Below are 11,769 nucleotides of genomic sequence, written 5' to 3'. Positions count from 1 at the left end.
AAACTGCGGATGTTGTCAGGTAGTTGACTTTTCAAAGGACGGATTCAGGCATTTGATGCGGCATGCCGTGTTCGAAAGAGAGGCAAGAATCAACATCTGCAAGACCAATCTGATCTTGAACTTCAGGCCGGATGAGGGGGAATACCCTCAATTTTCCAGAATCAACACAATGATTGTTGAAAATGACCGGGTAATTGTCACTCAAAAGCATACCAGGCGCCTGATTAACGAATTGATTGACACACAGGGAATCGGACTTTTCGTCGACCGCGCCTGTCTTGGACTTAAGCAGAAAAAGCGCATTGCTCCCCTGAGCTATGTGTGGGGGGAAATCGAGCTTATGCCGCTTGGCGGGACCTATCGTCATTCAACAAACTGGATCATGCTGAACAAGGTCAAGATCGACCTGCGTTCTGATGAGGAAACGATGGCCGTCACGTTCTGCGACAGCCAGACCCGCTATCTTCTGAAAACGTCACCGCAAATGTACTTTGAAAACAAGAAGAACTGCAGATATATCTATGAAAAGGAACACCAGGTCATCGGTGAGGTTCTGAATGCGTTCAATTTAAGCAAGACAATTGAAATCTATGAAAAATTCTGTCAGGACGAATTAAACGGGGAAGCAAGTCCAGTTACCGCGCTCAGACAAAGCGCCCGCAAGCTTCTGACGGATTCCATCTTGAAACTGGTCTTCAGCGAAGAGGAAATCACCGAGATGCTGCTTTCCGACGTCATGAACGAAATCAGCTGCAGATACGACAGACTGAATTCTTAAAAGCAAAAAACTTGGAACTCATTGAGTCCCAAGTTTTTTTACATATAATCAAGAACCGTGGTCTGCATGATCTTCGTGCCCATCGCAAGCGTTGACTTGTAGGCGAGCATCTGATTCTGATATTCCATGTACTTCTCTGCAATATCAACGTCCTGGCGCGTTGACAACGTGTTCTTCAACGTTATCTTCTCGCTGTCATTGCGGTCCTTGGCTGCATCGAGACGGTTTTCAATCGCTCCGATGCGGGTGTTGTAGTTGACGATGTTGTTCTTGAACAGGTCAACGTCACCGAGTTTCTTTGACAAGTCCGCAATTGATGCTTCATCATGCTTGTCAAGATCATCAACGAGTTCACTGAAGAACGTTCCCAGATCACCCCCGGCACCCTGTGCATTCATGATTGTATTGCCGTTGGTCAAAAGATCGATTGAGACGCCGTTTGAGATTTCACGCGGAAGGTCGGTCTCATCGCCGTTATACTTCAATCCGTTGACTTCGCCGTTTGCATCCTTTGTGAGTTCAAACGGAGGTTCCGTCGTCTTCGAACCGCCGAAGATGTAGCGTCCGTCATAGTTGGTGTTCATCGCATCTACAATCGTGCCGATTTCCTGCTGAAGCTCGGACCTGTATGCCTTGTATTCGGCATCGGTCAAAGTTCCCGAGTTATTGACGGCAACGACGATGTTGCGGATGTTGTTCATCGACGTCTCAACAAGCTGCAGGGCACCGTCCTGGGTTGCCGTCCAGTCCTTGGCATCACTGATTGTCGTTGCATATGAACTGTTCTCTGAAATGGACACGTTCAGGTCAAGAATCTTCGAGACAAGCAGGGGATTGTCGGAGGCCTTGTTGACCTCCTTCAAGCTTGACAGCTGATTCATCGTATTCTGAACCTTGTTTGTCGTTGTTGCCAGATTATTCAGGAAATCGGCATTGACCATGTTAGTTGAAATTCGCATCTAAATCACACCCCCGTCTTGTTGACAAGCGTATCGAGCATTTCTGCAATTACGCTCAGCACTCTGGTATTTGCCTGGAATCCCTGCTGGAACTTGATTACGTCTGACATCTCTTCGTTGATGTTGACTCCTGACATTGATTCATTTTTGGTTTCCAGGTTATTCAGGACAACCTTCTGCGCAGAAGCCATGTTGTCTGCCTTCTGCTTTGAAATCCCGTTCTTCGTCACGATGTTGTTGAATGTTTCGGCAAACGTCTGACCGTCCTGGCTCTCAGTGAACTTCATCGTCGAATCATCATAAGTATCGAGATCGGCGTCACTTACAGGCGTCTTGAACTTTGTCTTCATTGCCCATGCAACGGCCAGGGCCCTGGAGCCGTCACCGGCACTGCCAGTTCCGTCAAGTGCCTTGCCGGCCGGAATCTTTGAAGGATCCTTTGCAATTGCATCGTTGACCTTGAAGTCAAGCGCATACCTCGAAGGATCATTTCCCAATGTGAAGAATCCGTCAAGCTTGTCCTGTCCGCCTGTCATGACCATGTTGGTTGCCTTGCCAATCTTGGCAATGAAGTCATTCAGCTCGTCCATATGTTCAAGGATTTCCTTGGCAGATTCCTGATAGCCACCCATGTCGCCTTCTGAAGTCTTGATTTCAGAATACGTCGCATTTCCTGCATCATCCTTCTTCGTCAGCATGACCGTGCCGACTTCAGCCTGACTTCCAAGAGAAACGTTTGCCTTCGAGGAGTCGCCGCGGTCGGACACAAGCGCATTGCCGTTTGCATCCGTTCCGACAACGACGCTGAGCGTGTTGTGCGTTTCATTCTTGAAGTCAAGCATCGTCTGTCCGTCAACTGTCAGCGTCGTGCGTCCGTATTCGTCAAATTCGGTATTGATGTTAACAAGACCTGAAATATCCTTCAGCAGGGTGTCGCGCTGATCCAGCAGATCGTTTGGCGTCTCACCGCGGGAAGTCAGCGTGAACAGCTTCTTGTTGATGTCTGCCAGCTGATCGACCTTTTCATTGAAGTCAAGCACTGACTTCTGCAGATTCGAAATCGAATCCTTGTGAAGCTGATTAATCTGCGTTGCCATCTGGTGAATCGAATCGGCAAACGAGTTGGCATTTTCAACAACCAGTGTCTTGGAAGTCCCGAGTTCGGGGTTTTCAGCCAGTTTCTGCCAGCTGTCGGTCAAGGTGTTGAGTGCCTTGATCACGCCGTCGTCTGACGGCTCATGCAAAATATCTTCCAACTGACCGAGAGTGTCGGATTTTTGCGTATTGTAAGTGTACTTAGAATTTGCCTCACGGATCTGGGAACGAACGAAATCGTCAACCACGCGTTCAACGCCAGTAACGTTAACGCCGGTTCCGATTGTTCCTGTTCCTGCGAGGACATATGGAGGCTTCGTCGTCATGTGGACACGCTGCCTTGAATAGCCGTCCGTATTCGTGTTCGCAATATTATGTGCAGTTGTCTGAAGGGCGACCTGATTGGCTGTGATGCCGCTCGTGGCCGTACCCAGTGTTCCAAATAAACCTGACATGTATTCTCCTCCTCTCAGGCCTGCTGATCAACCAGGGACACCGAACTTTCCGTTGGCGTCTGCCTGTACTTCGAATATGTTCCACTTGGCTGCTTCAAGTTGGCCTGAATCGCATCCATCAATGTTTTTTGAAAGGCAATCGCCTGATTCGTCAGCATCAAGTTCACTGACTGCAGTTCCTGAATCTCATCAATCATTGCCTTCGTCTTTTCGGAAACAGGACCGTCGTAGTTCTCGAAAACCGGAATGAACTTCTCCTTTTCGGGAACGATTTCAGTCACCTTTTCACCGTCATTTTTAATCAAATAGCGTTTTTCACGCTTCAAAACAGCCTTGAATCTCGTTAAACTGCGTTGAAATTCTGCCTCGTTCATGTTCATGCCCTCTCTTCATCGACGGCCTCAAGCATCCTGTCAGCAATTCTTCCAGCTGATACATGATACGACCCGTCGTTAATCGCGGCCTTCAAACGTGCAACCTTGTCGGCATCAATGCCTGAATGAGAGGACTGGACTTCAGCACCGGAAAGAAGCTTCTTTGCCGTATCTGAAAGGTTAATCCTGTCATTTGAGGCATTGACTGCCTGACTTTGCCTGGCAGCGTTCTTAGAACCCTTAACAGTTGGTAAGTTCGTGTATTCTGTATAACTTCTTTGGATCTTCATGGAAGTTCGCCTCCTTAAACGATTTTTCTGCTCAATATATTATATCGACAGGTAGAAAAAAAGTTAAACCTCAAAATTCAGTTTTTTTCAAAATGATGAATTTTTTGGGAAAACAAAGCGAAATAAAATTCACAATAAAAAAGAAGCCTGTCGCAGGCTCCTTTTTTATTATCGCATATTATTGATTCTCTGGCTCTGTGACATAATGTTCGTGATGCGGACGCCGAAGTTGTCATTAATGACGACGACTTCGCCCTGGGCAATCAACTTTCCGTTAAGCAAAATGTCAAGCGGTTCATCGGTCAGCTTGTCAAGTTCGATGACAGACCCGGTGTTGAAACTTAGAATCTCACGGACGGACTTCCTGCTTGTCCCGAGTACAACGCTCAAGTTAAGCGGAATGTCCATCAACAGGTCAAGATTGTCTCCTTCTGCCTGTGCATGACCGTCAAGCGTCTGGAACGACGGCTGACTGACCTCGACAGGCGGCTGCTTTGGCTGCGGTGCAGGCTGTGGTGCAACTTGCGGTTGTGGCTGTGGCTGCGGTTGAGCTTGTGCTTGCGGCTGTGGCGTCGGAGCAGCCGGAGCCGGTTCAGGCTGCGGTGCGGCCGGTGCCTTCTGCTCATCTGCAGGAACCTCACGGTCGTTAACGACCGTTGCCTTGTCGGCCATCATTGCGGCCGCAATGTCGTTGACCATTTCCTTTGTGAAAATCTGCATGATTTCACTTTCAATCAGTCCTTCAACGTCCAGATTAAACGATATCCGGTAAACGATGCTGTCGGGATTGATGCCGTCATAGCTGATGTTTGCCGGTTCTCCCCAAAGCTTGACCGTTGGCGGCAGAATATCGACCTTGCGATTGATCATCGTTGCCATGGACGTTGATGCAGAACCAATCATCTGATTCATGGCTTCAGCGACTGCACTGAGTTCCAGATCACCGAATTCGCCTTCATCCTTGGCATTCCCGGGACCACCCATCATCAAATCGGCAATGATCGAAGCGTCCCTGACCTGCAGAAGCATCAGGTTGGTCCCGATTACGCCTTCCTTATACTCAACCGTCGTTGCGACCTTTGGCGTCTTGATTCCCTCCATCAGGGATTTGAACTTGACCTTCGTCACTCTCGGAGTCGTAATCGAAACACGGTGATTGAGAATCGAAGAAAGCGTCGTTGCCGCCTGTGACATCGAAATGTTGCCGACTTCCCCGATCAGATCCATCCGGGCCTGTTCATCCATACCGGCGATGATTTCATCGTCAGTTTCGAGCGCTGCATCTTCCACGGCTTTCTTTTCAATCTCTGCTTCAGATTCTTCCGTCTTTTCTTCCAATTTTTCTTCCTTGCTGTCATCTCCTGATGCGGCTGAACCGCCATTCATCAATGCATCAATTTCTGCTTGTGATAAACCGTCGCTCATTGATCCTCTTCTCCTTCCATCTTATCCAGTAATTCGATTGCCAGCTGTCCATCCTTCTGGCCCGGTTTGACATAAAAGAATGGTTCACCCTCAATATAAGTTTCCAACGGTGAAGTTGTCTTCCTGTCCAGTCGAATGACATCCCCTGCTTCCAAGTTCAGGAAGTCCGCAAAACTCATTTGTGCACCGCCCAGTTTTGTTTCGATCACCATCTCGACATTGTTCAATCCGCGTTTGATTTCAAGTGAATCATCCTCATTGTCATCTTTGCTGGAATCGAACCAATTACGGATACTTAACTTATCCAAGATACCTTCAAAGAAGACATATGGAATGCATAAGTTGATGAAAGTGCTGATTTGAAACACCTTGACTGTAAAGGTTACTAACACGACTGGTTCATTTGGCGACATTGCCTGTGAAAGCTGCGGATTCGTATCGATTGTGTCAAACTTCGAATCAAGCTCGACGATATCTTTCCATGACGTCTTATAAACGTTCACAATTTCCTTGAAAAGTTCGCGCATCAATGCCAGATCGATATCGGAAAACGATTCAAGCGAGGCAATCTTTTCATCAGGATGCTGTGTCCTGACGTCAAGTCCCCCGCATAAAAGTTCAACCATCAAGCTGCATAGCTGGGGATTTATTTCCAGCAGCTGTGTGCCCTTTAAAGGCTCAGAGTGGAACATCCCAAGCAAGGTTACCCTTGGAATCGAATGCATGAATTCATCGTAACTGACCTGCTCGATTGCGGCCAGATCAACGGAAACATTCGTCCTGAGCTGCGTTGACAATACATTACCGGTCATCTTGGAAAAGTCCTCGAAGATCATGTGCAGGGTATTGATGTATTCTTTTGAAAGGCGCGTTGGGCGTCTGAAGTCATATTCCCTGACTTTAGGCGCATCGTTTTTTTCCTCTTCGATTGTATCTTCGCTGATCTCACCGGTATTCATTGCGTTGAGAAGAGCGTCGATTTCTTCTTGCGACAGTACCTGATCCACATGTATCCTTCCTTTTCCGATTTAAATTCCTGATCAAACAACTAACTGCTGACTGTTTTTAAGCCTTTGCCGTATTTTCCTCAAAAATCATTTTTGAAACATTGACGACGTTGGCCACCTTGTCTTCGAACGAAACGACTCCGACATAGGTTGTCCCGTCTGCCTTTTCAGGTGGAAGCTCGATGTCTTCCTCATTGATATCGACAACCTCGCTGACCTCTTCAATCAGAAGACCCTTTCGTTCCTCTTCATTTTCTTCATTCTTCATAATGAGGATGTTCATGCACTTTTCAGGAGAAGGAATACCAATCAATTCAGACAGTCCGATTACGGTCATCACGTTGCCGCGAAGGTTGATCAGCCCCTTGACCCAGTTCGGAGCAAGCGGAACATATGTAATCGGAACAGTATCGATGATTTCCTCAACCGACTTGGCAGAAATAAGATAATACTCATCGCTCATTTTGAACATGATCATCTGCATAATGTCATCATCTCCAAATCATTAAGAAAGTGCCTTGTCCAGAGCCTGGATAACACGTTCCGTATCGAACGGCTTGACGATGAAGTCAACGGCACCGGACTTGATTGCATCCATAACCATGCCCTGCTGACCCATGGCACTGCACATGACAACCTTTGCACCGGCATCTGCCTGCTTGATCATCTTCAGGGCCTGAAGTCCGTCAACTTCAGGCATCGTGATGTCCATCGTGACAAGATCCGGCTTTTCAGCCTGATACTTGTCAAATGCTTCCTGACCGTTCTGCGCTTCGCCGGCCACTTCATAGCCGTTCTTTTCCAAAATGTCCTTCAATTTCATACGCATGAAGACCGCGTCGTCTACGATTAAAATTCTTTTTGCCACTGTAGTTATCTCCTCTCAAATTCCTAATGACTTAAACATTCTGTCAAGCATGCCGACTTCAGGTATCAAGAACAGCGATGCATCCAGCTTGTCATCCATGTACAGAAACTCGTTTCTGATTACCATCACCTGCTCGTCATACTGATCCAGCGCCATGTATGCACTTGAAATCACGGCACCGAAATAATCATACGAAGTTGCAGGCAGCGAGGCAATCAACTGGATGTTAAGCATCGTTCCGATTGCCCGAAGAAACGAGTTTGACACGATATTCGTCAGTTCGCTCACGGCCGAGGCCTTGACCTCCCTGGAAACTCCTTCAACGTCGCTGCCCATCATAAGTCCGGCAAGCTTATCTGCTGCAGCGTCAGAGAGAACGAACAGCAAAGCTCCTTCAAAATCACCCACGAATCGGCTTAAAATCGCATGAACCTCGACATCATCGGCTATCACGCGCTTGTATAAATCGTCGTATGACAGGATTTCCACGCTCGGAACCTTCATGTCGATCTTGCTGTTAACCATCTGCGAAATGCTCGTTGCAGCATTTCCACCGCCGATATTCATGATTTCCTTCAATCCGTCAAGTTCTAAATCGGTGTATTTCTTAGCCATGACAAAGCTCCTTACTTTCGACCGCTGCAAATTGCATTTACGTCAAGAATCAAGGCAATTGAGCCGTTTCCAAGAATCGTTGCACCCTGGTACTTCTTGATCTTCTGAAGCATCGGATCAATCTTCTTGATGACGATTTCCTGCTGTCCGACCATCCGGTCAACCAGCACGCCATAGTACTGCTTGCCGCTCTTGACGATAATTGCATATTTCTTGTCCGATGAAGAAGAAGGCACCTGCAACAGCTTGTCCGTTCTGATGATTGGAATCAAGCCCTCCTGGAACTTGCATACTTCCTGACTGGAGGTTTGCATGATGTCCTTTTCGCGAACCATTACAACACGTTCAACGACATCCAGCGGAATCGCAAAACTCTCCTTACCAATTTGTACCATTAAAGCTTGAATAATTGATAAAGTTAATGGTAATTTTATGATAAATGTCGTCCCTACGTCAACCTTGCTGTCCATTTCAATGGATCCGCCAAGTTCTGTAATCTTTGCCTGGACGGCATCAAGACCGACACCGCGTCCAGAAATATTCGTAATCTTCTTTGCAGTCGAAAAACCGGGGTGGAAGACAAGCATCTGAATCTCGCGATCGGTCATTCCCGTCGTATCGATTCCCTTCTTTTCAGCACTTGCCTTGATGATTTCAGGTTTTAATCCCTTGCCGTCATCAGAAAGGGTAATCAGGACCTTGTTGCCTTCCTGATAGGCTGCAAGCGTGATTGTCCCGACTTCCGGCTTGCCGAGCTTCTTTCTTGTTTCCGGATCTTCAATGCCGTGATCAGCTGAATTTCTGAGCAGGTGGATCAACGGTTCGGAAAGTTCCGAAACAACCGTCTTGTCCAGTTCCGTTTCCTCACCGATGATTTCAAGCTTCATTTCCTTGTTCAGCTGGTTGGACAAATCACGCACCATCCGTGGGAAACGTGAAAATACAACGCTGACTTGCTGCATACGGATTTTCAAGACAAGATCCTGCAGTTCGGAAGTCAGTCGCGAAACCTGCTCAAGTGAATCGCGGATTTCACCGATGCTTTCGCGATTCGTCGCATCTTCGAGCTGATTTCTGTAAACCACGATTTCTGAAACGAGATTCAGGAAACGGTCAAGTCTCGTCAAATCGACACGAATCGACTGATTTTTAGACTTGTGCGCAGGTGTCTGAGCTTTTGCTGCAGGTTTTCCTGCAGCTTTCTTCTTCTCTGCTGCAGGTTTTTCCTCTGCTGCAGGCTTTTCTTCTGCCTTCTTTTCCTCTGCTGCCTCAGGTTCCTTGAATTCCTCAACGATATAGCTGTCGATTTCCGTATTTGACTCGATGATATGCTTGACGTCATCAATACTGTCCTTGGTCAGATAGATCATTCTGAAATCAGTGTCGAAGTCGCCGTCTTCAAGCAGGTCAGCCGACGGTTCCGTCCTGATGATTTCACCGTCTTTTTCAAGATGTTCCGTAATCAGGAACACGCGTGGCCCCTTGAGCATCGTGTCCTTGTCGAGGCGGATTGCAATCGTATAGGCATTCATCCCGTTACTTTTGGCATCATTGACGACGTCTGTATCGGCATCGTCATAATATTCAAATTTCGTTGACAAGGCTCCTTCGTCGTGTTCCTCAACTGGAGCTGGCGCTTCGGTTTCACCACCGGCCCCGGCAGATGATTCGACGCGGTCAAGTTCGTTCCAGAGATCGGTAATCTGGCTTTCTTCAAGTTCCTTGTCATCACGCAGGTCGTCAACCAGTTCCTGCAGCTTGTCCAGGCACTTGAAGACAAGTGAGATGTGATCAGTATTGATCTTCATCTTGCCGGTCTTGAAGAGGTCGAACATGTCTTCCATCTTGTGAGTGAGCTTGGTCATAACGTCATAGCCCATCGTTGCGGACATGCCCTTTAAGGTATGGGCAACGCGGAAAATGCTGTTAATCAGATCAATGTTGTCCGGCTCCTGTTCAAGTTCAAGAATACTGTCGTTTAATGTTTGTAAATTGTCATCACTTTCTTCAAAGAAGAGATCGCGATAAACACTGTTGTCATCAGCCATGAATTTTTTTCCTCCTTCTCTTCAGCCTATGCCTTCTGATAGATGAATGAAGCAATCTTCTTCAATCCGAACTGTTCCGGATTATTGATTGTTTCCGTTGCACCGGTGAAGAAGATTCCTCCCTTGTTGAGCGCATCAGCAAAATTCCGATAGACTTCGTCACGGGCGTCAGGCTTGAAGTAAATTGTCACATTCCGACATACAATTACGTCACAGTGACTTTCGTAGCGATCCTTCAGCAAATCATGTCGTTTGAAGGTGATTTTTTGCTTTAACCCCGGCTTTACTTCATAATCGCCATCTTCTCTTTTTGAAAAGTACTTGCTGATATCCGTTTTTGAAACGTTCTTAAGCTCGTGCAGAGAATACCGTCCGCTTTTCGCCTTGTCCAGGATAACCTTGTCAATGTCCGTTGCAACGATTGAACCGTTGATTCCGTTCTTGTCAAGAATCATTGCAAGTGTGTACGGTTCAGCCCCGGTAGAGCAGGCTGCACTCCAGATCTTTGGCCTTGACGTATTCTTTACCACGATTTTGTTCAGGACGTCTTCAAACTCGTCGAAAATATCCTTGTTTCTGTAAAATTCAGTCACGTTAATCGTCAAATGCTCGATGAATTCCTCACGGGCCTTGCTGTCTTTCGAAAGAATCTTCGCATATTCCTCCAGAGTCTTCGCTCCCGTCGTCTGCATGATATTTCCGATTCGACGCTGCATTTGGCGTTCCTTATATGCTTCCAAACGGATGCCCAGATTATCCTGGACCCATTTGTTGAAAAAATCAAAGTTCATTGCCATCTTGATCACCTAACAATCCGATTTACTTTAGTTGCAATCTCATCAAGTCCGAGGACTTCATTCACGACGTCTTTTTCAATTGCAGCCCTTGGCATTCCGAAGACGACGCACGTTTCCTTATTCTGTGCAAAATTATACCCACCGTTTCTGGCAATCTCGACCATTCCGTCAGCCCCGTCATGACCCATGCCGGTCAGGATGACCGCTACCAGATGATTGCGGTAGGCTTTGGCTGCACTCTTGAACAGATAATCAACGGCAGGACGGGTGCCGTGAAGTTTTGGCTCCTGGTTCAGGAAAATCCTGACGCCGTCAGTCGTCATATGATAATCCCCTGGAGCAAGATAGACCGTGTTCGGCTCAACCGTCATTCCGTCCTGTGCTTCAACGACATGCGGTCCACATTCGGCATCAAGCCTTTCAGCAAATGATTTCGTAAATCCCTTCGGCATATGCTGAACAATGAAAATCGGAACCTTTGCTTTTCTCGGCAAGGCCTTGGCAACCGTCAGAAGTGATCTTGGCCCTCCGGTTGAAGAGCCGATTACCAAAGCGTGGATTCCGCGGTTCAATTCCACTTCCGACTTCTTTTCCTTAAGCTCAACTTCCTGACGCAGCATTTTGTCCCGTTCGACCGTCGGATGAAGACGCTCGTTCTTCTTCATCTGAGATCCCTTGATCTTGCGTTCCAGATCGCGCGTCCAGTCTCTTTCAATTGCAGTCAGGTTAACGGGCTTCGTTACGAAATCCGTTGCCCCAAGCTCCAAAGCTTCGATTGTAACTTTCTTGTTGCTTAATGCACTGAGCATGATAACCGGCGTTGAATATTTCTGCCTGATCTGCTTCAGAGCCTCGATACCGTTCATGACAGGCATTTCAATGTCCATCAGCACTAAATCGATGTCATCATGGGTTGCCAGGTAATCAACCGCAGCCTTGCCGTTTCTGGCAATATCAGCCGGCTCAACGCCATTCATCTTCTTTAAAAGGTCAGTGATCACTTTACGCATGAAAGCTGAATCATCAACTATTAATACTCTTATCAACGAGGTATCTTC

The 11,769-nt window shown here is 47.2% G+C and carries 13 protein-coding genes; 1 reads left to right on the top strand and 12 read right to left on the bottom strand.

The genetic code is table 11. The annotated features are described in order from the left end of the window. Positions 1-778 (top strand): hypothetical protein (locus tag V7Z60_RS02040; protein WP_334115882.1); only part of this gene is annotated, 778 nt, incomplete at its 5' end. A gap of 38 nt (positions 779-816) precedes the next feature. On the opposite strand, the gene flgL is transcribed toward V7Z60_RS02040, so the two are convergent. From flgL to V7Z60_RS01980, 12 genes are all read right to left on the bottom strand, one after another. Beyond that, complete coding sequence (gene flgL, locus V7Z60_RS02035) at positions 817-1,737, bottom strand: flagellar hook-associated protein FlgL (protein ID WP_334115881.1); 921 nt, start codon at positions 1,735-1,737, stop codon at positions 817-819. A gap of 5 nt (positions 1,738-1,742) precedes the next feature. Next, positions 1,743-3,287, bottom strand: a complete 1,545-nt coding sequence (flgK, locus tag V7Z60_RS02030; protein ID WP_334115880.1) for a flagellar hook-associated protein FlgK — start codon at positions 3,285-3,287, stop codon at positions 1,743-1,745. A 14-nt stretch (positions 3,288-3,301) separates the two neighbouring features. Then, on the bottom strand, positions 3,302-3,661 hold the full coding sequence (locus V7Z60_RS02025) for a flagellar motor switch protein (protein ID WP_334115879.1): 360 nt from the start codon (positions 3,659-3,661) through the stop codon (positions 3,302-3,304). Between the two features lie 2 nt (positions 3,662-3,663). After that, positions 3,664-3,951 carry a flagellar biosynthesis anti-sigma factor FlgM gene (gene flgM, locus V7Z60_RS02020; protein WP_334115878.1) on the bottom strand — a complete coding sequence of 96 codons (288 nt, stop codon included), beginning with the start codon at positions 3,949-3,951 and terminating at the stop codon, positions 3,664-3,666. A 168-nt stretch (positions 3,952-4,119) separates the two neighbouring features. Then, the gene (gene fliY / locus V7Z60_RS02015; RefSeq protein ID WP_334115877.1) at positions 4,120-5,376 is read right to left on the bottom strand and encodes a flagellar motor switch phosphatase FliY; all 1,257 of its coding nucleotides are present in this window, start codon (positions 5,374-5,376) and stop codon (positions 4,120-4,122) included. Then, positions 5,373-6,383 (bottom strand): flagellar motor switch protein FliM, encoded by a 1,011-nt coding sequence (gene fliM, locus V7Z60_RS02010; protein WP_334115876.1) that lies wholly within the window; start codon positions 6,381-6,383, stop codon positions 5,373-5,375. The genes fliY and fliM overlap by 4 nt, the downstream gene beginning before the upstream one ends. Before the next feature lie 58 nt (positions 6,384-6,441). Further along, positions 6,442-6,867, bottom strand: coding sequence for a chemotaxis protein CheW (locus V7Z60_RS02005; protein ID WP_334115875.1), 426 nt, complete (start codon positions 6,865-6,867; stop codon positions 6,442-6,444). Positions 6,868-6,888: 21 nt separating this feature from the next. Then, positions 6,889-7,251, bottom strand: a complete 363-nt coding sequence (locus V7Z60_RS02000) for a response regulator (protein WP_334115874.1) — start codon at positions 7,249-7,251, stop codon at positions 6,889-6,891. Between the two features lie 15 nt (positions 7,252-7,266). Continuing rightward, entirely contained in the window at positions 7,267-7,866 is a 600-nt protein-coding gene (locus tag V7Z60_RS01995; protein WP_334115873.1) for a chemotaxis protein CheC, read from the bottom strand. A gap of 11 nt (positions 7,867-7,877) precedes the next feature. Then, the gene (locus V7Z60_RS01990) at positions 7,878-9,914 is read right to left on the bottom strand and encodes a chemotaxis protein CheA (protein ID WP_334115872.1); all 2,037 of its coding nucleotides are present in this window, start codon (positions 9,912-9,914) and stop codon (positions 7,878-7,880) included. Between the two features lie 26 nt (positions 9,915-9,940). Continuing rightward, positions 9,941-10,711 (bottom strand): CheR family methyltransferase, encoded by a 771-nt coding sequence (locus V7Z60_RS01985; protein ID WP_334115871.1) that lies wholly within the window; start codon positions 10,709-10,711, stop codon positions 9,941-9,943. A gap of 5 nt (positions 10,712-10,716) precedes the next feature. Continuing rightward, positions 10,717-11,757, bottom strand: coding sequence for a protein-glutamate methylesterase/protein-glutamine glutaminase (locus V7Z60_RS01980; protein ID WP_334115870.1), 1,041 nt, complete (start codon positions 11,755-11,757; stop codon positions 10,717-10,719). Between the last annotated feature and the right edge of the window lie 12 nt (positions 11,758-11,769).

Origin of the sequence: Ligilactobacillus sp., from assembly GCF_036846325.1 — a bacterium.
In the GTDB taxonomy this organism is placed as follows: domain Bacteria; phylum Bacillota; class Bacilli; order Lactobacillales; family Lactobacillaceae; genus Ligilactobacillus.
This window is presented reverse-complemented; position numbering and strand designations above follow the sequence as displayed.

Coding starts and splice junctions, on each gene's coding strand:
- flgL (WP_334115881.1), bottom strand. CDS start 1,737: ATGCGAATTTCAACTAACATGGTCAATGCCGATTTCCTGAATAATCTG.
- flgK (WP_334115880.1), bottom strand. CDS start 3,287: ATGTCAGGTTTATTTGGAACACTGGGTACGGCCACGAGCGGCATCACA.
- V7Z60_RS02025 (WP_334115879.1), bottom strand. CDS start 3,661: ATGAACGAGGCAGAATTTCAACGCAGTTTAACGAGATTCAAGGCTGTT.
- flgM (WP_334115878.1), bottom strand. CDS start 3,951: ATGAAGATCCAAAGAAGTTATACAGAATACACGAACTTACCAACTGTT.
- fliY (WP_334115877.1), bottom strand. CDS start 5,376: ATGAGCGACGGTTTATCACAAGCAGAAATTGATGCATTGATGAATGGC.
- V7Z60_RS02005 (WP_334115875.1), bottom strand. CDS start 6,867: ATGCAGATGATCATGTTCAAAATGAGCGATGAGTATTATCTTATTTCT.
- V7Z60_RS01995 (WP_334115873.1), bottom strand. CDS start 7,866: ATGGCTAAGAAATACACCGATTTAGAACTTGACGGATTGAAGGAAATC.
- V7Z60_RS01990 (WP_334115872.1), bottom strand. CDS start 9,914: ATGGCTGATGACAACAGTGTTTATCGCGATCTCTTCTTTGAAGAAAGT.
- V7Z60_RS01985 (WP_334115871.1), bottom strand. CDS start 10,711: ATGGCAATGAACTTTGATTTTTTCAACAAATGGGTCCAGGATAATCTG.